Source organism: uncultured Litoreibacter sp. (assembly GCF_947487515.1).
Taxonomy (GTDB): domain Bacteria; phylum Pseudomonadota; class Alphaproteobacteria; order Rhodobacterales; family Rhodobacteraceae; genus Litoreibacter.
On record NZ_CANKWO010000001.1, the window covers coordinates 570,772 to 594,829 of the forward strand.

At 56.7% G+C, this 24,058-nt stretch carries 25 protein-coding genes; 16 read left to right on the forward strand and 9 right to left on the reverse strand.

Annotated elements, in window-relative coordinates; all coding sequences use genetic code 11:
• Positions 1-23 precede the first annotated feature (23 nt).
• Positions 24-2,429: a hypothetical protein gene (locus Q0746_RS02750; RefSeq protein WP_298256958.1), complete on the forward strand. Its 2,406-nt coding sequence runs from the start codon at positions 24-26 to the stop codon at positions 2,427-2,429.
• A gap of 112 nt (positions 2,430-2,541) precedes the next feature.
• On the opposite strand, the gene Q0746_RS02755 is transcribed toward Q0746_RS02750, so the two are convergent.
• From Q0746_RS02755 to Q0746_RS02770, 4 genes are all read right to left on the reverse strand, one after another.
• Positions 2,542-3,231, reverse strand: a complete 690-nt coding sequence (locus Q0746_RS02755) for an HTTM domain-containing protein (RefSeq protein WP_298256960.1) — start codon at positions 3,229-3,231, stop codon at positions 2,542-2,544.
• Entirely contained in the window at positions 3,228-3,656 is a 429-nt protein-coding gene (locus Q0746_RS02760; protein WP_298256962.1) for a hypothetical protein, read from the reverse strand. Before Q0746_RS02760 ends, Q0746_RS02755 begins: the two co-directional genes overlap by 4 nt.
• Positions 3,657-3,794: 138 nt before the next feature.
• Positions 3,795-4,016, reverse strand: a complete 222-nt coding sequence (locus tag Q0746_RS02765) for a DUF2842 domain-containing protein (protein WP_298256964.1) — start codon at positions 4,014-4,016, stop codon at positions 3,795-3,797.
• A gap of 5 nt (positions 4,017-4,021) precedes the next feature.
• Complete coding sequence (locus Q0746_RS02770; RefSeq protein ID WP_298256966.1) at positions 4,022-5,317, reverse strand: adenylosuccinate synthase; 1,296 nt, start codon at positions 5,315-5,317, stop codon at positions 4,022-4,024.
• A gap of 142 nt (positions 5,318-5,459) precedes the next feature.
• On the opposite strand from Q0746_RS02770, the gene secG reads away from it, so the two are divergent.
• The 14 genes from secG to Q0746_RS02840 all read left to right on the forward strand — a co-directional run bounded on the left by secG (position 5,460) and on the right by Q0746_RS02840 (position 17,632).
• A complete protein-coding gene (secG, locus tag Q0746_RS02775; RefSeq protein ID WP_298256968.1) occupies positions 5,460-5,822 on the forward strand; it encodes a preprotein translocase subunit SecG in 363 nt (120 codons plus the stop codon).
• 168 nt (positions 5,823-5,990) lie between these two features.
• The gene (locus Q0746_RS02780; RefSeq protein WP_298256970.1) at positions 5,991-7,634 is read left to right on the forward strand and encodes a CTP synthase; all 1,644 of its coding nucleotides are present in this window, start codon (positions 5,991-5,993) and stop codon (positions 7,632-7,634) included.
• 3 nt (positions 7,635-7,637) lie between these two features.
• Positions 7,638-8,036, forward strand: coding sequence for a TerB family tellurite resistance protein (locus Q0746_RS02785; RefSeq protein ID WP_298256972.1), 399 nt, complete (start codon positions 7,638-7,640; stop codon positions 8,034-8,036).
• Positions 8,037-8,056: 20 nt separating this feature from the next.
• Positions 8,057-8,350, forward strand: coding sequence for a DUF1330 domain-containing protein (locus tag Q0746_RS02790; protein WP_298256974.1), 294 nt, complete (start codon positions 8,057-8,059; stop codon positions 8,348-8,350).
• A 39-nt stretch (positions 8,351-8,389) separates the two neighbouring features.
• A complete protein-coding gene (locus Q0746_RS02795; RefSeq protein WP_298256976.1) occupies positions 8,390-8,836 on the forward strand; it encodes a TerB family tellurite resistance protein in 447 nt (148 codons plus the stop codon).
• A 14-nt stretch (positions 8,837-8,850) separates the two neighbouring features.
• Entirely contained in the window at positions 8,851-9,576 is a 726-nt protein-coding gene (locus tag Q0746_RS02800; RefSeq protein WP_298256978.1) for a PhnD/SsuA/transferrin family substrate-binding protein, read from the forward strand.
• Between the two features lie 84 nt (positions 9,577-9,660).
• A complete protein-coding gene (locus Q0746_RS02805; protein ID WP_298256980.1) occupies positions 9,661-10,440 on the forward strand; it encodes an ATP-binding cassette domain-containing protein in 780 nt (259 codons plus the stop codon).
• A gap of 36 nt (positions 10,441-10,476) precedes the next feature.
• Positions 10,477-11,208, forward strand: coding sequence for a transporter substrate-binding domain-containing protein (locus Q0746_RS02810; RefSeq protein WP_298256981.1), 732 nt, complete (start codon positions 10,477-10,479; stop codon positions 11,206-11,208).
• A gap of 79 nt (positions 11,209-11,287) precedes the next feature.
• Positions 11,288-12,154: an ABC transporter permease subunit gene (locus Q0746_RS02815; protein WP_298258031.1), complete on the forward strand. Its 867-nt coding sequence runs from the start codon at positions 11,288-11,290 to the stop codon at positions 12,152-12,154.
• Positions 12,151-12,957, forward strand: a complete 807-nt coding sequence (locus tag Q0746_RS02820) for an ABC transporter permease subunit (RefSeq protein ID WP_298256983.1) — start codon at positions 12,151-12,153, stop codon at positions 12,955-12,957. The genes Q0746_RS02815 and Q0746_RS02820 overlap by 4 nt, the downstream gene beginning before the upstream one ends.
• Before the next feature lie 61 nt (positions 12,958-13,018).
• Positions 13,019-13,720 carry a type 1 glutamine amidotransferase gene (locus Q0746_RS02825; RefSeq protein ID WP_298256985.1) on the forward strand — a complete coding sequence of 234 codons (702 nt, stop codon included), beginning with the start codon at positions 13,019-13,021 and terminating at the stop codon, positions 13,718-13,720.
• Positions 13,710-15,086: a glutamine synthetase family protein gene (locus tag Q0746_RS02830; protein ID WP_298256987.1), complete on the forward strand. Its 1,377-nt coding sequence runs from the start codon at positions 13,710-13,712 to the stop codon at positions 15,084-15,086. The genes Q0746_RS02825 and Q0746_RS02830 overlap by 11 nt, the downstream gene beginning before the upstream one ends.
• Complete coding sequence (locus tag Q0746_RS02835) at positions 15,083-16,378, forward strand: FAD-binding oxidoreductase (RefSeq protein ID WP_298256989.1); 1,296 nt, start codon at positions 15,083-15,085, stop codon at positions 16,376-16,378. The genes Q0746_RS02830 and Q0746_RS02835 overlap by 4 nt, the downstream gene beginning before the upstream one ends.
• A gap of 69 nt (positions 16,379-16,447) precedes the next feature.
• Complete coding sequence (locus Q0746_RS02840; protein ID WP_298256991.1) at positions 16,448-17,632, forward strand: DegT/DnrJ/EryC1/StrS aminotransferase family protein; 1,185 nt, start codon at positions 16,448-16,450, stop codon at positions 17,630-17,632.
• Between the two features lie 2 nt (positions 17,633-17,634).
• On the opposite strand, the gene Q0746_RS02845 is transcribed toward Q0746_RS02840, so the two are convergent.
• From Q0746_RS02845 to phaC, 4 genes are all read right to left on the reverse strand, one after another.
• Positions 17,635-18,603 (reverse strand): LysR family transcriptional regulator, encoded by a 969-nt coding sequence (locus Q0746_RS02845; protein WP_298256992.1) that lies wholly within the window; start codon positions 18,601-18,603, stop codon positions 17,635-17,637.
• 93 nt (positions 18,604-18,696) lie between these two features.
• Entirely contained in the window at positions 18,697-19,263 is a 567-nt protein-coding gene (gene phaR / locus Q0746_RS02850) for a polyhydroxyalkanoate synthesis repressor PhaR (RefSeq protein ID WP_298256994.1), read from the reverse strand.
• A gap of 168 nt (positions 19,264-19,431) precedes the next feature.
• Positions 19,432-19,881, reverse strand: coding sequence for a phasin, PhaP (locus Q0746_RS02855; RefSeq protein ID WP_298256996.1), 450 nt, complete (start codon positions 19,879-19,881; stop codon positions 19,432-19,434).
• A gap of 195 nt (positions 19,882-20,076) precedes the next feature.
• Complete coding sequence (gene phaC / locus Q0746_RS02860) at positions 20,077-21,888, reverse strand: class I poly(R)-hydroxyalkanoic acid synthase (protein WP_298256998.1); 1,812 nt, start codon at positions 21,886-21,888, stop codon at positions 20,077-20,079.
• A 112-nt stretch (positions 21,889-22,000) separates the two neighbouring features.
• Here phaC and phaZ point away from each other — a divergent pair, with 112 nt between their 5' ends.
• Complete coding sequence (gene phaZ, locus Q0746_RS02865) at positions 22,001-23,284, forward strand: polyhydroxyalkanoate depolymerase (RefSeq protein ID WP_298257000.1); 1,284 nt, start codon at positions 22,001-22,003, stop codon at positions 23,282-23,284.
• Here phaZ and Q0746_RS02870 read toward each other — a convergent pair.
• On the reverse strand, positions 23,281-23,976 hold the full coding sequence (locus Q0746_RS02870; RefSeq protein ID WP_298257002.1) for an alpha/beta fold hydrolase: 696 nt from the start codon (positions 23,974-23,976) through the stop codon (positions 23,281-23,283). The two genes, phaZ and Q0746_RS02870, sit on opposite strands and share 4 nt — an antisense overlap.
• Positions 23,977-24,058: the final 82 nt, after the last annotated feature.

The window sequence follows — 24,058 nt, forward strand, 5'->3', positions numbered from 1 at the left end:
GGTTCGACGAACCGTTCTCGACGATGAAAGCGATTGCGGAGTATTTCCGTGATCTAGCGGCAGATGACCGCTATTTTGGCGCGGAGCCTCCGACGCCTGATACAGAAATGCTGCATAAGATTGCAGAAAGCACGATCCAGCGCCGCGTTGCCGCCGAACTGGCAGAGAACGGTGTGATCCTGCGCCAGACAGAGTCCGCCCCCGAGGTTGCGGCCCCTGCTCCGGCATTGGCAGTTGAATTGCCCAAAGCAGAGGTAGCGGTGGAGCAGACACCGGCGCCGAAAGCTGAGGTCATGACATCTGTTGCGAAAGTCCCCGTCGCCCCTCAGGTTACTCCGGTGCGCGCGGAAGCAGTCCCCAACATCGCGATGCCAGAGGCAAATACCGGCGATACAGTTGCCGACAAATTGCAGCGCATCCGCGCAGTTGTCGCACGGGAGAACGCAGCCCCCGCGCCCTACAGCGAAGACCAACACGCCGAAGAGTTCGAAGCCAACAGCGATGACGCTGACGCCCAAGCTCCAAGCGCCTTGTTTGAGACCCCCATCGATCTTGGGGATGAAGGCGCGGATAACGCCTCCATCGACGCGATCATGGCTGGCCTGAACGAGCCGGACGAGGATGATGCGGAAGCACAAGCTAAAGCAGACGCCGAAGCAGAAGCACAGGCTAAAGCGGACGCAGAAGCAGAGGCGCAGGCTAAAGCAGATGCCGAAGCAGAGGCGCAAGCCAAAGCGGACGCCGAAGCAGCAGCGCAAGCTAAAGCAGACGCGGAAGCAGCAGCGCAGGCCAAAGCAGAAGCCGAAGCAGCAGCGCAGGCCAAAGCAGACGCCGAAGCAGAAGCGCAAGCTAAAGCAGACGCCGAAGCAGCAGCGCAGGCCAAAGCAGACGCCGAAGCAGAAGCGCAGGCTAAAGCAGATGCCGAAGCAGAAGCGCAAGCCAAGGCAGACGCCGAAGCAGAGGCGCAGGCTAAAGCAGATGCCGAAGCAGAAGCGCAAGCCAAGGCAGACGCCGAAGCAGAGGCGCAGGCTAAAGCGGACGCCGAAGCAGAAGCGCAAGCCAAAGCGGACGCCGAAGCAGCAGCGCAAGCCAAAGCGGACGCCGAAGCAGAAGCGCAGGCCAAAGCAGATGCCGAAGCAGAGGCTGACATCTCAAATGAAGACGATGCGGAAAAGGCGGAAGAAGAAGCCCTGCGTCGTACCAAACCGCGCCGTCGCATCGTTGTTCAAAAGATTTCGCGTGCCGATATGGAAGCTGCTCAGGCAGCGAAAGAGGCAGAGTTGCCGCCAGAAATGGAAGCAGAACTCATGGCGGAACTGGCTCAAGTGGAAGCCGAAGCCGCCTCCCCAATCGAAGCAACTGACGAACCCGTTGCGGAAGAAGCGGTCGCGGACGTTGAAGCCGTAGTTGAAGCTGAACCACAAGACCAAGACGCAGACGACATTTTGTCCCGCCTGACTGGCTCCCTCGAAGAGGATGCCGTTGCCACGGAGCAAGACGTGTCTGAGCTGGCCCAACTGGACGGCGACAAGGATGACGAAGACGTCTTGAAATCCTTGATGATGGACGCAGATGCTGAAGTCGACACAGCCGTTGAAGCAGAAGCAGAAGCAGAAGCAGAAGCAGAAGCAGAAGCAGAAGCAGAAGCAGAAGCAGAAGCAGAAGCAGAAGCAGAAAAGCCAGCCGACATCGAAGCTGAGCGCAAGTCCAAATCTTTTGCCGCAATGGCTGAAGACGACGCAATCGAACGCTTGATGTCGACAACAAGCTCGCGCCTTGAGAATGATGAAAGCTCGGTTCGCCGTGCCTCCATCGCCCACCTGAAAGCTGCCGTTGCCGCAACGAAAGCCGATCGCTCTATTGCAGATGCGAATGACAAGCGTGAAGAAGAAGAACTGGACCAGTATCGTGACGATCTGGCCCGCGTTGTTCGCCCTGGTCGCCCGACCGCTGGCAGCAGCCGTTCTGACCGCCCGTCGCCTCTGGTCTTGATCAGCGAGCAACGCATCGACCAAGTGGAGGAAGCCGCCGAAGCTGTCGCAGCCTCCGCCCCTGCAGTTGATGTGCGTCCGCGCCGCGTGACCCGTGGCAATTTGGCACTACAAGACGAGTTGGAAGAACAGTTCGAAACTGAAGAGAACCTGTTCGTCGAAAACGACCAGATGTCTTTCGCGGAATATGCGGCAAAAGTTGGCGCATTGGAACTTCCGGACATTCTGGAAGCAGCCGCCGCCTTCTACGTGGAAATCGAGCAAGCGGAGCACTTCACGCGCCCGATGCTGATGCGCAAGCTGGCAACGATCTCTGGCCCCGAAGCGCCTTCGCGCGAAGATGGCTTGCGCGCCTTTGGCACTCTGCTTCGGACCGGCAAGCTGGTCAAAACCGACAACGGCAAATTTACGCTCTCCAAGAGCTCACAATATGCCTAAGAGGCCCGCTGGCCGGGTCTGCTCCCGGCTGGGCACCAACCACGGGACGAGGTGCGCAGAAATGCGCGCCTCGTTTCGCGTTTAAGCCCCTGTAATAAGTGCAAAAACATTACTAAGCGCCATCCAAAATGCGCCCCTGAAGCCAAAAAATCGAAGGGTAAGACGCCAGCCAAAACCACACAAAGCGGTTCAATCCAAACAGGCAGGCGTTGGCCAGATGAAAGCAAAACGCAATGGCCAGAAACAGGGCCAACACAGTCGGGTTCAGCACGCTTATGGGAAACAGAACCTCGAACACCATGGCGCTCCAAGATGCCCACCACAAAAGCCGCGGTCGCTTTGAAAGATCGCGAAGGGAAGCCGTCACCGGATAGGCAGAAAACCCGAAAACATCGCGCAGCGCCTGCCCGCCCCGCCAGTCTGGGTTCGCAATTTTGACCTGCCCCGATACAAAATATGACAGCATAACCTGCACCGCCAGATACCCGAACGCAGCTTGCGCCCAAAGCCCATCTGGCGCCCAATGCGCCAAACAAAGGCAAAACAACACCAAAAGCCCCATTCGATCACTGCCACCGTTGTAAGGCCCTTGAAATCGATGAAGCACCGCAAGGCTATGAAGGCATAATCCCAGCAGCACCCATTGGCTTTGCAGACCGAACAGCAGCAAAAAGCTCAAGGCCCCGCGAATGGCGAAAAGCTTGGGCGCAACACGCGACCCGAACACATGCTCGGCGCTTTGCTGCAAGAACGCGAGAGCCAACAGCAGTTCCGTTGCACGAAGAGCGTCGTCAAAGGTCATGGACAGCCGAATTCGGTCAATGGAAATGGATCGGAGGTGAATACTGTTTCTTGCGACTGCCCCGCGCCTTCCCCCTGCACAAACACCACGCGAAACTGAACATTCGTTTTAATGCGCGGTGCAGTAAGTTGCTTCACGTCAGCGCGCACACGGTGGCGAATCTGCGCAATACTGTGGGGCGTCGGGTGCAGCGCAATTCGCTCGGCGCAACTCATCACGAACAAAGATTCGTTGCGCATCGGGTTCCAAAACAAGCTGACAAGCATCCGCCACGGATCGATTTTCTGGGGGACTGGGCGAAAATCAGACCAAGCCTGCGATGAACCACCGCTTGGCTCGACCCACGCCCATTGAACGCGTGGCGAGGCTTCAACCGTTTGAAAAAACCGCCAAGACGGCAGCAAAACAGGGAAAATCAGAGACAAAGTCTTCAGCATGTCCGGAGTTAACAAAAGCAAAGTTAACGACGTGCTAAATTCCCTGTTCAAAGGCGCGTAAACGCAACAAACAGCCCTTGGCGTTGCGGCTAAATCCCGCTCCGGTAGATCGTTTTCAGCGCCCTATCATTCGTCCGCATCGGGATCAGCCTGACCGATCCCTTTGAAGATGAACTTAAACGGCAAGGCCCACACAAAGCCCAAGACCACGTAAATCGCGATTTCAAGCAGCACATGCGGGCGCTCCAGCGTCCCCAAGATAGACCACGCCACCGCAATATAAAGCGGCAAACCGATGATCAGGATCACCAGCGCCCAACGGCGGCGTGCTTTGTAACTTAGGGCCATCGCGATCAGTCCGAAAACGGATCAGTGACAAGAATGGTGTCGTCGCGCTCTGGCGAGGTCGACAGCAAGGCCACAGGGCAATCGATCAGCTCCTCAACGCGGCGGACGTATTTAATCGCCTCCGCAGGTAGATCCGCCCAAGACCGCGCGCCTTCGGTGGACTGGGACCACCCCGGCATGGTCTCGTAGATCGGCTTGCAACGGGCCTGATGGCTCGACGCGGTTGGCAGATAGTCGATGCGTTCGCCGTCCAGCTCGTAGCCGACGCAGATTTTCAGCTCTTCAAAGCCGTCCAACACATCCAATTTGGTGAAGGCAATGCCCGATACGCCAGACGTGGCGCATGTTTGGCGCACCAGAACCGCGTCAAACCAGCCGCAACGGCGTTGACGGCCTGTTACCGTGCCAAATTCATGGCCCCGCTCACCCAAGCGCTGGCCGTCGTCGTCTTGCAATTCACAAGGGAAAGGACCCTCGCCCACGCGGGTTGTATAGGCTTTGACGATGCCGAGGACGAAATCAATCGCGCCTGGCCCCATGCCGGAGCCCGTAGCGGCCTGACCTGCGATCACATTGGAAGAGGTCACAAAGGGGTATGTGCCGAAGTCGATATCCAGCAACGCGCCTTGCGCGCCTTCAAACAAGATGCGCTTGCCGGCTTTGCGCTTCTCAGCCAGCACTTTCCACACGGGAGCCGCAAATTGCAGCACGGAGGGTGCGATGGCTTCCAGCTGGGCGATCAGGGCCGCGCGGTCAACGGGATCTAACCCCATGCCACGACGCAGGGTGTCGTGATGCTCCAACAGGCGGTCAACGCGGGTTTCCAGCGTTTCACGATCGGCCAAATCAGCAACGCGAATGGCGCGGCGTCCCACTTTATCTTCATAGGCAGGTCCGATTCCGCGACCGGTGGTGCCAATCTTGGTGCCGGGATTCGCGGCTTCTTCTCGGGCGCGATCCAATTCGCCGTGCACCGGCAGGATCAGCGGCGTATTTTCCGCAATCATCAAGTTGTCAGCGTTGATCTCGACCCCTTGGCCTTGCAGCAAAGCGATCTCTTTTTCCAAGTGCCAAGGGTCCAGCACAACGCCGTTTCCAATGACCGACAATTTGCCGCCGCGCACAATGCCAGAGGGCAGAAGCGACAATTTGTAGACCTTGCCATCAATGACCAGCGTATGGCCTGCGTTGTGACCGCCTTGGAAGCGCGCGATGACATCTGCGCGCTCCGACAACCAGTCCACGATCTTGCCTTTGCCTTCGTCGCCCCATTGAGCGCCGACAACTACCACATTGGCCATGCTGAATTCCTTGTCCCGGAGATTAAACCCGCGCCCGTATACAAGCGCTTCTTCGTGGGGGGAAGTCACAAATGGCGGGTTGCGCCGTGACGCCGCCCCTACTACATACCACCGGAACAATTGCGTCATAGGCCACTGCCCCATGGAAAACATTATTCTCACCGTCCACTTGATCATTGCTTTGTGCCTGATCGGTATTGTGCTCGTTCAACGCTCTGAGGGCGGCGGTCTGGGTGTCGGCGGCGGCGGTGGCGGAACCACGTCAGGGCGCCCCTCGATCACTGCATTGGGCAAGCTGACATGGGTTTTCGGCATCGCATTTGTCATCACGTCAATTAGCCTGACCGTGATTGCCGCACGCAACGCCAACACCGGATCGGTGCTAGACGGCGATGCGATCACGGCCCCTGCGCAAAGCACGGCCCCCGCTGGCGATGCGCTGTTGCCGCCCAGCTTGCCTGCGACCGGTGATGCGCCATTGGCCCCACCTCGCATCGACGAGTAAAAACAAAAATTCACTAATTATGGGCGGTTAAGCGAAATCGCCCACATTATGTTGCGGCGCGCGGTTGCGGGAGCGCCGCGAATCCTCTATGTCTTAAATCCCGTGAGTAAGGGCATTTTCATGCTCTGAAGCACCAATAATTTCAGGTTACACGGGACAGATCCAGCCATGGCAAGATACGTATTCATCACCGGCGGGGTTGTTTCCTCCTTGGGCAAAGGTTTGGCTTCAGCGGCACTGGGTGCCTTGTTGCAGGCCCGCGGCTATTCGGTGCGCTTACGCAAACTTGACCCCTATCTGAACGTCGATCCCGGCACGATGAGCCCTTTCGAGCATGGCGAAGTTTTCGTCACCGACGACGGCGCGGAAACCGATCTGGATCTTGGTCACTACGAGCGCTTCACCGGCGTGGCAGCCCGCAATACTGATTCCATCTCATCTGGGCGCGTATATTCCACCGTTTTGGAAAAAGAGCGCCGCGGCGATTACCTTGGGAAAACCATTCAAGTGATCCCGCATGTCACCAACGAGATCAAAGATTTCCTGAATGTGGGCGACGACGAGGTCGATTTCATGCTGTGTGAAATTGGTGGAACCGTTGGCGACATCGAAGGCCTGCCCTTCTTTGAGGCCATCCGCCAATTCGCGCATGAACGTCCTCGTGGGGAATGCCTGTTCATGCATCTGACGTTGCTGCCTTATCTGGCGGCCTCGGGCGAGCTGAAAACCAAACCGACGCAACACTCGGTCAAAGAATTGCAATCTATCGGCATCGCCCCCGACATTCTGGTGTGTCGCTCCGAGCATCCTATCCCCGAGAAAGAGCGCGAGAAGCTGGCCCTGTTCTGCAACGTGCGCCCCGATAGCGTGATTGCAGCCTATGACCTTGGCTCTATCTACGACGCGCCGCTGGCCTATCACAAAGAAGGGTTGGACACGGCCGTGCTGAACGCCTTTGGCATCTCTCCTGCGCCAAAGCCAAAGCTGGGCGTTTGGGAAGATGTGTCCGATCGGGTGCATAACTATGAAGGTGAAGTGCGCGTCGCCATCGTGGGCAAATATATCCAACTTGAAGACGCCTATAAGTCGATCAAGGAAGCTTTGATGCATGGCGGCATGGCCAATCGCGTCAAGGTCCGCGTGGAATGGGTCGACGCCGAAGTGTTTGACCGCGAAGACGCAGCCCCGCATCTGGAAGGCTATCACGCCATTCTGGTTCCCGGTGGCTTTGGCGAGCGCGGCACCGAAGGCAAAATCAAAGCGGCGCAATTTGCCCGCGAAAAAGGCATCCCCTATCTGGGCATCTGCCTTGGCATGCAAATGGCCGTTGTCGAAGCAGCCCGCAACTTGGCCGGCATGGTGGATGCGGGCTCCGAAGAGTTCGACCATGAGGCCGGAAAGAAACGTTTTACTCCAGTGGTTTACCACCTCAAAGAATGGGTTCAGGGCAACCATAAGGTGAAACGCAAGGAAACCGACGACAAAGGCGGCACCATGCGCCTTGGGTCCTATAACGCGACATTGACCAAGGGCTCCAAAGTGGCGGAAATCTACGGCGACACAGCCATCGAAGAACGCCATCGCCACCGCTATGAGGTGGACACCAAATACAAGGACGCGCTGGAGGACAAAGGCCTGATCTTCTCGGGGATGTCTCCTGACGGCAGCTTGCCAGAAATCGTCGAAGTGAAGGACCACCCGTGGTTCATCGGTGTGCAATTCCACCCAGAGCTGAAATCCAAGCCCTTCGCCCCGCATCCGCTGTTCCGCGATTTTGTACGTGCAGCAAAGGACAATTCAAGGTTAGTGTAACCCATGTTCGAAAAATGGTTCAAACGCACCAGCCCGGAGGCCCCGCCTCTGCCCACCCCCACGGCGGAATTGTCATTGGGCGCGTTGTTGGTGCGTATGGCCAAGGCCGACAAGAATTATCACGTGACCGAAATCGGTGTTGTTGATCGCGTTTTGGCCTCACAATTCGATCTGACTTCGGTCGAGGCGGCCAGAATGCGTGCCGATTGCGAACGTTTGGAAAAAGCGGCCCCCGACACGGCCCAGTTCATCGCGTTGATCAACTCCAACATTCCCACAGCGCAACGTCGTGCACTTCTTAAGGCGCTCGCGGATGTCGCCCGCGCAGACGGAATAGATCACCCCGAAGAAGAAGCCCTGATACAGGTTCTCGCGACCGAATTGGACGCACAATATAAGTAAGCAAGGGAAAGAGCCCCATCATGCCCAAAGCCTATTGGATCGCCCACGCCGAAGTCTCTGACCCGAAGGTCTATGAGCAGTATAAAGCTGCCAATGCAGCGCCGTTCAAAGAATTTGGCGCCCGCTTTGTCGTCCGCGGCGGGGCACAAGAGGTCCGCGAAGGAGCTGCCAAGTCGCGCACCGTTGTCATCGAGTTCCCATCTTTGGAGGCGGCACAAGCGTGCTATGACAGCCCCGGTTATCAGGCCGCCTTGGCGATCCGGAATCCGATATCCGAGGCCGATCTGGTCATCGTCGAAGGCTATGAGGCCTAGCTGGTTGACACCGCCCTCTTTGAGCTGTCCTTTACCCCTATGATTGCTGATTTTTTCAAGCGGCTTACCGCCGCCAAGGACGCCCCGCTGGATGCCAGCGACGCCCGTCTTGCCCTTGCGGCCCTGCTGGTTCGCGTGGCCCGTGCCAATGATGATTACACCACCTCCGAAGTGGCGAAAATCGATGTGATACTGGCCCGTCACTACCCTGACCTTGATGCCACCACGGCTGCCGCCCTGCGCGTTGAGGGCGAAGAAATTGAAGACACGGCCCATGACACGATCAAGTTCACCCGCTCGATCAAAGACGCCGTAGAGCTGGACGACCGGATCGAGGTCATAGAAGCCCTTTGGGAATTGGTTCTCGCCGATGGCGAGCGTGATCACGACGAAGAAGGCGCCCTGCGTTTGATCGCACCGCTTCTGGGCATCAATGACCGCGACAGCGCTTTGGCACGCCAACGGGTCGAACAACGGCTGGCATGATCGCCAGCCTCCCCATGTATGACCGTCCAGAGACGGCTGAGGCGAACGACCGGTTGTGGCATTTAATTTGTGCGGCCTTAGGCGATTTGGCCCCCGACCGGCTGACCCGCGACATTGCCGATCTGACGACTCATTGGCAGTCTCCCGATCTGGTTTTGTCGCAGACATGCGGCTTCCCCTACCGCGCGATTTTGTCAGACAGGGTGCATCTTGCGGCCTCTCCTGTTCTGAACCTTGATTGCCCGACTGGGCACTATTACTCGGTCATCATCGCGCATAAAAGCCGCGCGGGCGCCCCATTGACCGACTTCAATTTTGCCACCGCCGCCTATAACGAGCCGATGTCGCAAAGCGGCTGGGCCGCCCTATATGCGCATATGTCGGGGGCCGGACTACAGCTGGGCGCGCTTATGCAAAGCGGGGCGCATCGTGCCTCCGCGCAGGCCGTGGCAGACAGACAGGCCGACATAGCGGCCATCGATGCGCTGACGTGGCAGATGATTTGCAAATGGGACGATTTCGCCTCCGATCTTTGTGTGATCGAAAAAACGGCACCGACACCAGCACTGCCCTATATTTGTGCCCGATCGGTGTCGCCAATTTTGATCCGAGATGCCCTGCGGCAGGCCAGCCGCGCCCTCAGCGAGGAAGACAAAGACACCCTTGGCCTTTTGGGGGTTACGGTCTTGCCAACGCAAGCCTATCTGGACATCGCGACGCCCCCGCCACCTGCAAAGTAACCTAGCGTCACTTTCCGAATTCCCATTGCAAATGCTGCGAATCTCGGCCCTATTAAACCACTGCTACCCAATTTGAGAGTTTACGTGTCTGCCAACACCCCCCCCGTCCTAGAAATCAAAGACCTGCATAAAGCCTATGGCGCATTGGAGGTGCTCAAAGGGGTATCTGTAAGTGCGAAAGCAGGGGATGTTGTGACGCTTATCGGCTCGTCGGGGTCAGGAAAATCGACGCTTCTGCGCTGCGCCAATTTGTTGGAACACAGTCAGCAGGGTGAGGTGCTGTTCGATGGCGAACCGGTCAAATGGAAAGGCGATGGGCTGGCCCGCCAGCCCGCGGATCCCCGTCAGGTCACCCGCATTCGCACGAATCTTTCCATGGTGTTTCAGCAGTTCAACCTTTGGTCGCATATGACCATCTTGCAAAACGTCATGGAGGCCCCTGTCACCGTTCTGGGCAGGGACCGCGCGGTCGTTGAACCTCAGGCGCGCGCGCTTTTGGACAAAGTGGGCATCGGGGACAAATGCGACGTCTTTCCCGCGCAAATGTCCGGCGGCCAGCAACAACGTGCCGCGATTGCGCGCGCATTATGCATGCAGCCCAAAGCGCTGCTGTTTGACGAGCCAACCTCCGCCCTTGATCCCGAGTTGGAGCAAGAGGTGGTAAAAGTCATCAAGGACCTCGCCGCCGAAGGGCGCACGATGATGATCGTCACCCACGACATGCGCCTTGCAGCAGATGTCAGCGATCATGTGATCTTCCTGCACCAAGGCCGGATTGAAGAAGAAGGCGCACCAGCTGAATTATTCGGCGCGCCCAAGACAGAACGATTGCAGCAGTTTCTGAGCGCAACCGTTCCCGCATAAACTTTAGCTACAACGCATAACTATGGAGAAACCAACATGAAAAACCTGATCCTTTCCACCACCGCCTTGGTGATGACCGCAGGTTTTGCATTGGCTGACGGCCACGGCAAAACCATCCGCATGGGCACAGAGGGCGCGTATCCTCCCTACAATTTCATCAATGACGCTGGCGAAGTCGACGGCTTTGAGCGCGAGCTGGGCGACGAGCTGTGCAAACGCGCCGAGCTGACCTGCGAATGGGTCACCAATGAATGGGACAGCATCATCCCGAACCTCGTGTCCGGCAACTACGACACAATCATCGCTGGCATGTCCATCACCGCAGAGCGTGACGAAGTTATCGACTTCACCGATCCATACACGCAGCCCGATCCATCCGCCTATTTGGCAATGTCTGCTGACGTTGACCTGAAAACCGCAGTGATCGCGGCGCAGGCCTCCACTATTCAAGCCAGCCACGTAGCCACGATGGAAGGCGCCACGCTGATCGAATTCGCAAGCCCAGAGGAAACGGTTGCTGCGGTCAAAAACGGCGAAGCTGATGCCGTTCTGGCCGACAAAGCATTCCTCGAGCCTGCGGCAGAAGCCGAGGCAGACCTGAGCCTCATCGGTGAAGACATCCTGTTGGGCGGCGGCATCGGACTTGGTGTGCGCGAAAGCGACGGGGAGTTGAAAGAAAAGTTCAACAAAGCCATCCAGTCCATGAAGGCCGACGGTTCTTTGAACGCGCTGATCACCAAGCACCTGCCTGGCTCCGCGACATTCTAAAACATCAAAGGTGGAGCACATCGCTCCACCTTATCACTGCTTCCTAAATACCTAATTCCGACGCTCGACTGGCCATCCCATCTTTAGTTATTGTACCGATCCCACCACCTTAGAGGGCCTGTCTTGGCTCAGCTGCTACCTGACAACGGGCAAGCACATGGGGCTGTATTGGGCCTTCGGCACCGTCCTCATCTTGCTTGCGATCACCGCCCCTGCGGCGTTGATGTTTGGCTTTGGTGGGGCGATGGCCGCGCGCTCGAATGTGCTTCCTATGCGCTGGTTCGGCAAAGGCTACATCGCCATCGTTCGCGGAGTGCCCGACATCGCCTTTTTCTTGTTCTTTGTCATCGCCTTGGATCAGGGCTTTGAATGGATGCGCCACCAGTACTTATGCCCTGACTGGGACCAACCGATCCGCCAGGGCAACGATTTCGTGGTCTGCCAAGCAGCAAAGCTGCCTTTGGGCGACGCCCCCCAATGGGTTCATGAGGTTTACGGATTTTTCACGGCGGTTCTGACATTTGCCATCGTCTTCGGAGCCTTTGCCGCAAATGTCTTATTCGGGGCCATGAATGCGGTGCCCAAGGGGCAAATCGAGACCGCCCAAGCCTATGGCATGACACCCGCGCAAATCTTCCGCCGCATCACCGTGCCGCAGATGTGGGTCTATGCCCTGCCTGGGCTGTCCAACTTGTGGATGGTGCTGATCAAGGCGACGCCGCTGCTGTTTTTGCTGGGTGTCGAGGACATTGTCTACTGGGCCCGCGAGTTGGGAAGTTCCAAAACGCCGCGCTTTACGGATTATCCCCATGGTGACTGGCGCTTGTGGTATTTTCTGGGGCTTTTGGTCTTCTACCTATCCTTCACCAAACTGTCTGAATTCGTGCTTGAGCGCATCATGAAACGCCTCACCCATGGCCAAGCCACCTTGGGAGGTGCGTCATGAGCTGTTGGGACACCGTTCAGGCCTATGCTTTCCGCTCGCTGGGATATGGCGAACGCCTGCTTCCACGTGATGACTTCACCATTTGCCAACAGGTCACGCTGATCGGCTCTGGGATGTTGTGGAACATCTATTTTGGACTGTTGGCGTTGATTGCCGGATTTGTACTGGCCAATGCTGTGGCAGTCGCGAAGGCCTCAAACAACATCTGGCTCCGCCGCCCTGCCAATTGGTTCATCTTGATTTTCCGTGGCTCCCCCCTGTTTATCCAGTTTTTCCTCGCGTATTTCTTGTTCCTCACCCTCAAGCAATCAACGGGGGCGTTTAGCTGGTTGACCTCGGCTTGGGCGGGGGCATTGATCGTGCTGTTCTTGAATACTGCCGCCTATACGGCCGAAATTTTCTACGGCGCGCTGCGGTCGGTCCCCAAGGGCGAGGTCGAAGCCGCAGACGCCTATGGCATGACCGGTTGGTCCCGTTTTCGCCGTGTGATCTGGCCCACCATGATGCGCCTTGCATGGCCCGCCTACACCAACGAGGCGATCTTCTTGTTCCACGCAACCACCTTGGTGTTTTTCGCAGGCTTTCCAATCGTCAAACAAGGCGGAGACGCTTTGTACTACGCCAGCTATTTTGCCGATAAGACCTTCAACCCGTTTGTCCCCTACCCCATTTTGGCAGGGTTTTTCATCCTGCTGACCCTGTGCGTCATCGGTATTTTCGGGCTTATCAACAAGCGCCTGAACCGGCATCTCCCGCAGCAGGAAAAACGCAAATTGCGCTACCGGCCACAACTTATCAGATAAGCCCTTTCGCGCAGCAAACGGCGCGACTACCTTACGCTTAATCGACACACTAGAGGCCCCAATGAAAATCGGCATCCTAACCTGCGGTCACGCAGCCTCCGAGTTGCAAGAAAAATTCGGCGACTTTCCGGACATGTTCCAATCCTTGCTTGATGATCAGGGGTTCACCTTCGAAACCTATGACGTCGAGCATCTTCAGTTCCCCACCAACATTCACGACTGCGACGGCTGGTTGCTGACCGGATCGCGCCACGGGGCCTATGAAGATCACGCCTTCATTCCTTTGCTGGAGACCTTCATTCAACAAGCCTATAGCGCGCATGTTCCGATGGTTGGCATCTGCTTTGGGCATCAGATCATTGCGCAAGCCCTTGGAGGGCATGTCGAGAAATTCTCGGGCGGTTGGGCGATTGGGCTGAACGAATACGACTTCGAAGACCTTGGATCTGTAAAGCTGAACGCGTGGCATCAAGACCAAGTCATACGCAAACCCGAAGGGGCAACCACAGTTGCCTCGAACGGGTTTTGCGAACATGCCGCACTGGTCTATGACACCCGCGCCTTTACCGTGCAGCCCCATCCCGAGTTCCAAGGGGCGTTGATCAAGGATTTCGCCCAGCTGCGTCAAGGCACGGCGGACTACCCTCAGGATTTGATGGATAAGGCGGTACAAACGTCGGCACAGAACAACCACAATCAGGCCTTGGCGTCCAAGATATCGACCTTCTTCAAGCAACCGCGTCAGCCTGCCCATGTCGAATAGCACAACCGCCTCAAACTGGTTGGAAACTCTTCCAGACGCCGCATCGTCCTACCTGAAGGACCACCGTTTGGACGAGGTCGAGTGCATCATCTCCGACCTGCCGGGAATCGCGCGTGGGAAAGCCGTACCTGCGTCCAAATTCGCAAAGCAATCGCAGTTCTTCCTGCCCAATTCGATCTATTTCCAAACGATCACAGGCGGTTGGGGGGAGGCCGCAGGCGCAGGCGGCTTTACCGAACCCGATATGATCCTCAAACCCGACATGAGCACGGCCTGCGCAGCGCCTTGGACGGGGGACTGGACGTTGCAAGTGATCCATGACGCCTTCGACCAAGCTGGCGAGCCGATTCCCTTTGCCCCGCGCAACGTGTTGAAACGCGTGGTGGAAATGTACCGCGCACGGGGATGGGAACCGGTTGTGGCCCCCGAAATGGAATTCTATTTGGTGGCCCGCAACATCAATCCCGCCGAAGCCATTGCGCCTATGATGGGGCGCTCGGGCCGGCCCGCGGCGGCGCGGCAGGCCTACTCCATGAGCGCTGTGGACGAATTCGGCCCCGTTATCGACGACATCTATGATTTCGCGGAACACATGGGCTTTGAGATCGACGGCATCACCCAAGAAGGTGGCGCGGGGCAGCTGGAAATCAATTTGCAGCACGGCGATCCGGTCAAGCTGGCGGACGAGATTTTCTACTTCAAACGCCTGATCCGCGAAGCCGCGTTGCGCCACGATTGCTTTGCCACCTTCATGGCCAAACCCATCGAGGGCGAGCCGGGAAGTGCAATGCATATCCACCACTCGGTAATCGACAAGGCGACAGGCGCGAATATTTTCACCGCCAAGGATGGCTCCGAGACGCCCGCCTTCAAGCATTTCATCGCTGGGCTGCAAAACCACCTGCCATCCGTTGTCGCCCTGCTTGCGCCTTATGTGAACAGCTATCGGCGCTACGTCAAAGATCAGGCTGCCCCGATCAACTTGGAATGGGGACGCGACAACCGCACCACCGGCATTCGAGTGCCCATTTCCGATCCTGCCTCACGGCGCGTGGAAAACCGTTTGGCGGGAATGGACTGCAACCCCTATCTGGGCATAGCTGCGTCTTTGGCTTGCGGGTTTTTGGGGCTCAAAGAGGAAAAGCCCCCTAGCGCCCAATACAAGGGCGACGCATATGAGGCCATGGCTGACGTGCCCCGCGGCCTTTATTCCGCATTAAATTTATTAAATGAAGACAAAGAAATACAGGGTATTCTTCATCCTGACTTCTCAAGAGTTTATTCGATCGTCAAGGCCGCAGAGTATGATGAATTCCTGCAAGTCATCTCGCCATGGGAGCGCGAGCATCTTTTGCTAAACGTATGAATCTTCTGGACGCCAATGACGCCCTTGGTGCCTATCCCGACGGGTATTACACCGCCTCAGCACGCCCCCTTGCCGCATTTCCGCCTCTAAGAGGTAAGGTAGTTGCAGACCTTTGCGTTATCGGCGGCGGCTACACCGGCCTGTCGGCGGCGCTACATGCGGCTCAATCTGGGTTGGACGTGGTGTTGATCGACGCCCAACGCGTGGGCTTCGGCGCGTCGGGGCGCAACGGCGGCCAAGTGCAATCCGGCTTCAACATCTCTCAACAGGCCCTCGAACAAATGCTGGGCCCCAGTGACGCCCGCGCGCTTTGGGACATGTCACAAGAGGCCATGGCGCTGACCAAAACCCTTTGCGCCAAACATGCCCCAGAGGCGGTGTTCAAATCCGGCATCGCGCACGCCAATTGGCACGCCCGAGAGACGCAAACCGACCACCAAAACGCCGCCTATCTGGCGGAACATTACGGCTATGACCAGATAGAACCCCTGTCCCAAGAGGCGCTTTACGGCATCTTGCGCTCCCCTGTGTATAAGGGCGGGACTTTGGATCACGGCGCGGGGCATTTGCACCCTTTGCGCTATGCTTTGGGATTGGCACGGGCCTGCGTCACATCCGGCGTGCGTATCTTCGAGACCACCAGAGCCCAGAGCATCGACGGCACAAACGTGCTTTGCGACGCAGGGACGATTTCCGCCTCGCATGTCATCCAAGCCACCAACGGGTATGGCACCGAACTGACACGCCCGACCGCCACACGGGTCATGCCGATCAATAACTTCATCGCGGCAACCGCGCCTCTTGGGGAACAACAAGCCGAGGTCCTGCGGCGCGACATTGCCGTGTCGGACAGCAAATTCGTGGTGAACTACTTCCGCCTAAGCGAAGACGGTCGTCTTTTGTTTGGGGGCGGGGAAAGCTACGGTTACCGCTTTCCAAAAGACATAGCGACAACCGTGCGCGCATCTATGGAGCAGGTGTTTCCCCAGCTCAAAGCCGTGGAGATCACCCATGCATGGGGCGGGACCTTGGCGATCACCCGATCCCGCCTGCCCCATATTTCACGCCCGCAGCCTGCAGTTCTAGCCGCAGCCGGATATTCCGGACATGGGGTCGCTTTGGCCGGTTTTACAGGCAAGGTCTTGGCCGATGCGGTGCGCGGTGACACCGACGGCTTTGACAGACTGGCGAAATTGCCAACCGCGCGCTTCCCTGGCGGGGCCGCATTGCGGTCTCCTTTGTTGGCCTTGGCCATGACTTGGTACGCCACCCGAGACAAATTGGGCATCTAGGCCCTTTTCGAAGATCGAAAAATAGGTTACAGGTTTTCCGAAAGATACTTTGGAAAAGGCAATGCTGGCATGCGTGACCTCCCTGTAACTGCCCCGAATACCTACACCTCGGAGCCCATCCCCGAAGCCGCCCAAGAGGCCATCGATGCGATGATGCGCAGTGGCGATCTGTTCCGCTATACAGCCGCCAAAGACTCCCCCGTTGCCCTGCTCGAGCAAGAGTTCGCGGCGCTTCTTGGGTCCAAATACGCGCTGGCGGTGTCGTCATGCTCTGCCGCCCTGTTCTTGGCCCTGAAGGCTTTGGATCTGCCCCGCGACGCAAAAGTCCTGATCCCCGCCTTTACCTTTGCTGCCGTACCCTCCGCGGTTATCCATGCCGATTGCCTGCCGGTGCTGGTCGAAGTTGGCGATAACTACCGCGTGGATTTGGACGATCTGGAGCGCAAAATCGCTTCGGCGGACGCGGTTTTGATCAGCCACATGCGTGGCCACACTTCTGATATGGATGCCATCATCGCGCTGGCCGAGCAGCATGGCCTACCGCTAGTGGAGGACGCCGCGCATTCCCTTGGTACGAAGTGGAATGGCCAAAACATCGGCACCCTTGGCAAGATCGGCTGCTTCTCGTTCCAAAGCTACAAAATGATCAACGCTGGCGAAGGCGGCATCATGATCACCGATGACGCCGAATTGGTCGCGCGGGCGGTCATTATGTCAGGCGCCTATGAGCACAATTGGGCCAAGCACGCGATTGTCGGTGACGAAGCCGCGAAATGGCAAAACAAGCTGCCGCTCTACAACCTGCGCATGCAGAACCTCAGTGCCTGCGTCATCCGTCCGCAATTGCCCGAGCTGGCTCGACGGGTGGCCGATGGACGTAGCAACCACGACTACGTTGCTGAACGCCTAGAAGGTAGCGGCTACTTCACCGTCCCTGCCCCATTGAATGCCGAGCTGCGTGCGCCTGATTCAATCCAGTTCAACCTGAAAGACTTCACGCCTGCCCAAGCCCAAGCCTATATGGACGCCACCAAAGCCCTTGGTGTCAGCACTCAGGTCTTTGGCCTGTCACAGGACAATGCGCGTGCATTTTGGAACTGGCAGTTCATTCCGGGTGACACGCCAGCTTTGCCGAAAACCCGCGCAATGCTGGCCAAGGCCTGCGACACACGCCTGCCCGCACGGCTGACCCGCGACGAATTGGACTATATCGCAGATGCGCTGATTGAGGCCGCAACAAAAGTGCGCGGCTAGTCCTACTCCAAGACCCGCATCTGCCCCTTGAGCCACGGCATCTTATGGGTGCAATATTCGACGATGTCGCGTTGGAACAAGGGGCGCATCTCGGCTGCGACCTGCGACGGCATATCCTGAGTAGCCCCCTCGCGGGCCATCAAGGAAATGCGCCGTGAAATTGGCTCAAAAGGCAACTCAAAGATGTCGACACGGTCAATAAACCGCTTTGCGCGCATCACGCCAAGCGGGGTCAGGATCGTCCAGCCTTCGCCCTTCGCCACCATCGCCATGATCGCGTGATAGCTGTCCAATTCAAAACGGTGAGACGCCCGCAGCTTCACCCGCGACAGATGCGAGGCAATCTGGCGCCCCATGACATGACGGGACGTATACAAAATCAACGGGTGCGCCCGAAGTGTCGCCATCAAATCTGCCCCTTCGCGCACCATACGGCGCGGGGTGACGACAACAAACGGGTCTTCCATCAGCGGATGAACCTCGTAGGATGGTGACAAATTGTTGGGCTCTGCGGTGACCGCCATATCCAATGCCCGCGTTTCCAGCTGATCCATCAAACGATGCGACGCGCCGGTTTCCAGCAAGAATTGCGCCTTTGGCATCTGTTCGGCCAATCCGGTCAGAAGGGCTGGTGTGACATCCGCGTCAAAATCCTCAATGACCCCGATCCGCAGGCGCATACGGGCCGACAAATCTTTAAGCGCCAACTCCGAGGTCGCCATAGCCGCCTCGTGCAAAATGGTCTGCGCACGGTGCAAAAACAGCTCGCCCGCCTGCGTCAACGGCATCGGGCGTTCCGTGCGGGTCAAAAGGCGCGCGCCAAGGGCGGCCTCAAGATTAGACAATTGCTGACTGACGGCAGAGGGGCTGGCCCCAAGTCTGCGCGCAGCGGCGGTTATGGAGGGCTCCTCGGCGGCGGCGACGAAGATTTCAACCTGCCAAAGCGTAATTTTCCCTGGAGTATCAACCATGTAGTTTCCTTAGAGCATGGCGGTTTGACCCGAGTGCGGTCGACAAGCCCACATCCCCCCAACCAAAGGGCTCAAGACGTAGGATATCGGCCCCTACTTCCCCATCTTCGCAACAGCGGCTTGCATTTCAGCCAGTTGCATTTTGATCGCGTCCAACTCGGAGCTATCATCCTCTTTCGACGCAGGCATGGGTTTTGAGGCCGCGCTATCAGCTGCCTCTGGCGCGCTCCAGCCTCCCATCATCGTCTTCATAAACGCCTCTTGTTGGGCTTTGATTTGCTCAAACCCCGGAACACCGGCAATCGGGCTGGAAATACTCTCGACAACTTTGCTTTGACCTTCGCGCAGCATCTCAAAACTTGCTGCAAGGAAGTCGGGAACCATGCTTTGGGCATTGGTGGTATAGCTGCGCACAAGATCTGTTAGCACGTTGATTGGCAAAACATTTTCGCCCTTGCTTTCGTTGTCGGCAATGATCTGCAAAAGATATTGACGGGTGAGGTCATCGCCTGACTTCAGATCAATAATTTGGACATCGCGGCCGTCTTTGATGAACCCAGAGATATCATCAAGCGTCACATAATCACTGGTCTCGGTGTTATAGAGCCTCCGCGACGCGTAACGTTTGATTAACAAAGGTGTCATTTCAGATTTAGCCACGAAAACCTCCCAGTATTGCAGTGCAGAAAAACGCTAGCGCAGGCGCAGCGAAAAAGAAAGGGGGCCTGCATTCGGGCGTGGCAACAAAAAAGGGCGGGCCCAAAGCCCACCCTAGAAACCTGCGCGCTAAAGGGAGGAGATAGCGGCAGTCTTTTGAAGCGTTAAAGCTTAGGCAGCTTTAGTTGCTTTTTTGGCTGTTGCTGTCAGCTCGTCTGTTGCTTTCTTAACAGCAGCAGAAGTGTCCTCTTGGATGTCTTTGCCAGCAGCCATCAGCAGCTCAACAGTTTCCATTTGAACTTTTTTCGCAACTTCAGCGAAAGCAGCCAAGTGCTCTGCGGAAGATTCTGCCTGTGCAGTTGCGAAGTCGGAAGCGGATTTTGCATAGTCAGCAGGCTCTGCTTGCGCTTTTGTAACACCGGAGATTTTGGTCAGTGTTTCTTTTGTCCATTTGGAAGACAGCTCAGCAGAAGTCGTCGCAGCGTCCAGAGCAACTTTGGACATTTTTTCGCCCAAAGCAGCGGAGTTTTTAACTGCTTCGTTGTAAGCAGACATGTCTACTGGAAATGCAGCTGCCATGTCGGAGAAAACTTTAGTGAAGTCTTGAGTTTTGTTAGCCATTGTCGTGGTCTCCAAGAAAGAGGGCCATCTGCGGCCCGATGTTTCGTTCGCGTCTGCAGAATATATACGTGCTGCATTGCAGCATTGCAAGCTTTTTTCTGCGTTGCGGCAAAAGATCGTTATCCCCGCTTCAGGTCAACGAAAACCTTGGACAGCAATATGCACCTATCCCTTGTGGAGAAGCCCGCGCGCCACTTATGACTTGCCGGATTTCATCAGCACGTAAGTCCCCGGAGCAGGCGCGAGTATAGGGCAGTCCTGATCTCCGGGCATCCGCGCCGCAACCATTCTATCTGAATCCTTCGACAGCCAAACATCCCAACGCGGCCACCAAGACCCCTCGTGAAACGTAGCCCCTGCCCACCAATCATCCTGCGAACCTGCCATGTCCGCGTTACTATAGTGACCATATTTTTTCTTTGAGGGCGGGTTAATGATCCCAGCAACATGTCCAGACTCAGACACGATGAAAGTCTTATCCGTTGATCCGAACTTCTGGATACCGGTGTAAGAGCCGCGCCATGCCGCAATGTGGTCGGTCTCACAGGCAATCGCGCAAATCGGCAAATCAATATCCGACAAAGCCAGCGTTTCACCCAAAAGCTGCATCGTGCCCTTGGCCAGCTTGTTGTCTTGGCAAAGGTCGCGCAGGTATTCCACGACAAAGCGCCCTGGCAAATTGGTACTGTCACCGTTCCAATACAGCAGATCGAAGGCCGGAGGGGCCTCCCCCATCATGTAGCTGCGAATAGCTGGCCCGTAGACCAAGTCATTCGCCCGCAAATACGAGAACGTCCGTGACATAAAGAATGAGTGCAAATAGCCTTTATCCGCGACCTGACGCTCGATCCCGTCCACAAAATCATTCTCCAAGAAAACGCCCATTTCCCCAGGGTCTTCGAAGTCAGACAGCATCGTGAAAAAGGTGGCGGACTTTACGGATGTATCGCCGCGCTTTTTCATCAAGGCCAGCACCAGTGACAACATTGTCCCTGCGATACAATACCCCACGGCGTTCAATTGCGCTTCGCCGGTAATTTTCTTCACCTGCTCAAAGGCCGTCAAATAGCCTTCGTCAATGAAGGTATCGATGCCCACGTCTGCGTAGCTTTCGTCCGGATTCACCCAAGATACGATAAACAATGTGTGCCCTTGATCGACGATCCATTTGATCAAAGAGTTTTGCGGCTTCAAATCCATGACGTAGAATTTGTTGATCCATGGAGGGAAGATCACAACCGGCGTCGCATGGACCTGTTCGGTCGTCGGCTTGTATTGGATCAGCTCGAACATGTGATTGCGGAACACCACAGAGCCTTCCGTCGTCGCGATGTTTTCTCCCACTTTAAAGGCGGTCTCATCGGCCAAGCTTACCAGTAAATCGCCCTCATTGGCCTCAATGTCGTGAACGAGGTTTTCCAACCCCTGCACCAAAGACGCGCCATCTGTTTCAACAGCCCGAGACAAGGCGTCAGGGTTGGTGGCCAAAAAGTTGGTTGGCGCAAACATGTCGATGATTTGCTGCGCGAAGAAGGACACACGGTTCTTCTCATGGTCCTCCAACCCTTCGAGGTTGTGCATCGCGTCTGTGATGGCCTCCGAGGAGTACATATATTGTTGTTTGATAAAGTTAAAATAAGGGTGAGTGTCCCACAGCTCTGACTTGAAGCGGCGGTCTGTTGGGCCTTTGTCCTGCGGAGGTTCAATTTTGCCATGCGCAAGCTGCTGCTGTGCATCGACATAATGTTTGAGCGACTTACCCCAATAATTGACCTGCTGTTCAAGAATTTTGGACGGGTTGTTCATCATTTCCGCCATATAGGCGGCGGCGGCTTGGACATAGACGTCTTGATTTGGGCCCTGAAGCCCGTGATCAGCCGACTTTTTCTTGCCCATGGCCGAGACCAGCCGCTTGGACAACTCATCCATCTTGGCAAGGTTTGCATTCAGGCGTTCTAGCTTTTCAGCATTATCATTCTCGGACGCACCATCAGTTTTAGTTGTCATATTAACTTTTCTACCCTACCTTGATGCTGCACTTGCGAAGCATACCCCTTTGCTATCGCAGCAAAGCGATAACTTGAAGTAGGGCAAAGCTTACGCTCGAAAGGAACTATCTGTGAAGTATATGGCAACTTATGACCTGATGGAAACTATGCGCGTGACCAATCAATGGCTTGGCGCAACTGCACAGGCCATGGGTGCCTTTCCTGCCGCAGGTATGACCGCAAACCCGATGTTCAAAATGCTGGGCGCGTGGGGAGAGGTTACCGAACGCGCTTTTTCTCGGATGGTGGCAAAACCTGACTGGAACATCGCCTCTGTCGTAGGGGAGGATGGCCGCGACCATCTGGTCGAAGTCGAAGTCACCTTGGCAAAGCCCTTTGGCGATTTGATCCACTTCAACGTCACCGACCGCCCTGAAAAACCGCGCAAAATTCTTCTGATCGCCCCGATGTCCGGCCATTACGCGACTTTGCTGCGCTCCACTGTGGTCAGCCTTTTGCCCGATGCGGAAGTCTACACAACCGACTGGCATAATGCCCGTGACATCCCTGTCAGCGAGGGCAAGTTCGACGTCGAAGACTACACCCTTTATCTTGTTGATTTTCTTAAAGAACTTGGCCCAGACACGCACGTGATTGCGGTCTGCCAGCCTGCCCCGTTGGCCTTGGCTGCGACCGCCTATCTTGCAGATGAAAACCCTAAGGCCCAGCCTCGTTCCCTTACGTTGATTGGCGGGCCGATTGATCCCGATGCGGCCGCCACGGACGTCACAGACTTCGGTCGCCGCGTCACCATGGGCCAGCTCGAAGGGACTGCCATTCAAAGGGTCGGCTTCAAATACAACGGGGTCGGTCGCCAAGTGTACCCAGGCTTGTTGCAGCTGGCGTCCTTCATGTCGATGAACGCCGAACGCCATAGCACCGCTTTCACAGAGCAGGTCATGCGCGTGGCACAAGACGAAGCGGGCGAGCACGACAAGCACAACAAGTTTTACGACGAATATCTAGCCGTGATGGATATGACCGCCGAATTCTACCTATCCACGGTCGAGCGGATCTTCAAAGGGCGCGAGATCGCAGAGAATCGTTTCATTGTGAATGGGAAAACAGTCGACATAGGCAAGATCTCAACGGTTGCCGTGAAAACCGTTGAGGGCTCCGAAGACGACATCTCCGCCCCGGGTCAATGCATTGCGGCGTTGGATTTATGTACTGGGCTACCCGAAGACATGAAGGCATCCCATGTGGAGCCCGGCGCAGGCCACTACGGTATTTTCGCAGGCAAAAGCTGGCGCAACAACATCCGCCCCTTGGTGCTGGAATTCATCGATGCAAACGCCGCTGCGCCAAAAGCCGCCAAAGGCAATGTCGCGCCGCTAAAGAAGAAAAAGGCCTAGGCTTGCAACCACTGCTTGAGCGCGGCATTGACCGCCTCAGGCTGCTCCAGCGTGGGCAAATGCCCCGCATCGGGCACAATTCTCAGCTGCGCACGCAGGATCAAATCTGCCATAAACTGATGGCGAGACACTGGGCACAACCGGTCATGCTCACCGCATAGGATCAGTGTCGGCATTTTCAGTTTGCGCAATGTCCCTTGCTGATCCGGACGCCGCTGCAACGCGCGAGACTGGCGCAGATACACGCCCTCGCCCATCTCCAGCGCCATATCCAGCACAAGGTCCAACACCGCCTGACGCCCCTCGCCCGGCGCGAGGAATTCGGGCTTCATATCTTCGCGAATGACCTCAACCAGCGACCCCGCCATGACGCGCGCGATTTGCGGCTCTCGTGCGGCGGCATAGGCGGGTGTTTCACTCAGCGCATTGGTGTCCATCAAGGCCAGTCGTGTCACCCGATCCGGCGCACGCCGAACCACCTCCATCGCGACGATCCCTCCCATGGATAAGCCCGCCAAGGCAAAGGTCGGTGGCGCCGATTCAAGAATTTCGGTGGTCATAGCTTCCACCGTGTCGTGGTTGCTGATCGGCGCAATATGAATGGCGCGATCACGCCCCAAGGCCTTGACCTGCGGCCCGTAAAGGCGCCCATCACACATCATACCAGGCAAAAGAACGAGTGGCTCGGGCATCAGTAACTCCTAGTTCGGCCGGCCTAGCTAGACCGTCGGGGGGATGAGAATGTTGAACAAACACAAGTACAGCGGGTAAACC

Excerpts from the sequence above, each read along its gene's own strand:
- Q0746_RS02750 (WP_298256958.1), top strand. The coding sequence starts at position 24 with ATGAAAGCGATTGCGGAGTATTTCCGTGATCTAGCGGCAGATGACCGC.
- Q0746_RS02755 (WP_298256960.1), bottom strand. The coding sequence starts at position 3,231 with ATGACCTTTGACGACGCTCTTCGTGCAACGGAACTGCTGTTGGCTCTC.
- Q0746_RS02765 (WP_298256964.1), bottom strand. The coding sequence starts at position 4,016 with ATGGCCCTAAGTTACAAAGCACGCCGCCGTTGGGCGCTGGTGATCCTG.
- Q0746_RS02770 (WP_298256966.1), bottom strand. The coding sequence starts at position 5,317 with ATGGCCAATGTGGTAGTTGTCGGCGCTCAATGGGGCGACGAAGGCAAA.
- secG (WP_298256968.1), top strand. The coding sequence starts at position 5,460 with ATGGAAAACATTATTCTCACCGTCCACTTGATCATTGCTTTGTGCCTG.
- Q0746_RS02780 (WP_298256970.1), top strand. The coding sequence starts at position 5,991 with ATGGCAAGATACGTATTCATCACCGGCGGGGTTGTTTCCTCCTTGGGC.
- Q0746_RS02785 (WP_298256972.1), top strand. The coding sequence starts at position 7,638 with ATGTTCGAAAAATGGTTCAAACGCACCAGCCCGGAGGCCCCGCCTCTG.
- Q0746_RS02790 (WP_298256974.1), top strand. The coding sequence starts at position 8,057 with ATGCCCAAAGCCTATTGGATCGCCCACGCCGAAGTCTCTGACCCGAAG.
- Q0746_RS02795 (WP_298256976.1), top strand. The coding sequence starts at position 8,390 with ATGATTGCTGATTTTTTCAAGCGGCTTACCGCCGCCAAGGACGCCCCG.
- Q0746_RS02800 (WP_298256978.1), top strand. The coding sequence starts at position 8,851 with ATGTATGACCGTCCAGAGACGGCTGAGGCGAACGACCGGTTGTGGCAT.
- Q0746_RS02810 (WP_298256981.1), top strand. The coding sequence starts at position 10,477 with ATGAAAAACCTGATCCTTTCCACCACCGCCTTGGTGATGACCGCAGGT.
- Q0746_RS02820 (WP_298256983.1), top strand. The coding sequence starts at position 12,151 with ATGAGCTGTTGGGACACCGTTCAGGCCTATGCTTTCCGCTCGCTGGGA.
- Q0746_RS02825 (WP_298256985.1), top strand. The coding sequence starts at position 13,019 with ATGAAAATCGGCATCCTAACCTGCGGTCACGCAGCCTCCGAGTTGCAA.
- Q0746_RS02830 (WP_298256987.1), top strand. The coding sequence starts at position 13,710 with ATGTCGAATAGCACAACCGCCTCAAACTGGTTGGAAACTCTTCCAGAC.
- Q0746_RS02835 (WP_298256989.1), top strand. The coding sequence starts at position 15,083 with ATGAATCTTCTGGACGCCAATGACGCCCTTGGTGCCTATCCCGACGGG.
- Q0746_RS02840 (WP_298256991.1), top strand. The coding sequence starts at position 16,448 with ATGCGTGACCTCCCTGTAACTGCCCCGAATACCTACACCTCGGAGCCC.
- Q0746_RS02845 (WP_298256992.1), bottom strand. The coding sequence starts at position 18,603 with ATGGTTGATACTCCAGGGAAAATTACGCTTTGGCAGGTTGAAATCTTC.
- Q0746_RS02855 (WP_298256996.1), bottom strand. The coding sequence starts at position 19,881 with ATGGCTAACAAAACTCAAGACTTCACTAAAGTTTTCTCCGACATGGCA.
- phaC (WP_298256998.1), bottom strand. The coding sequence starts at position 21,888 with ATGACAACTAAAACTGATGGTGCGTCCGAGAATGATAATGCTGAAAAG.
- Q0746_RS02870 (WP_298257002.1), bottom strand. The coding sequence starts at position 23,976 with ATGCCCGAGCCACTCGTTCTTTTGCCTGGTATGATGTGTGATGGGCGC.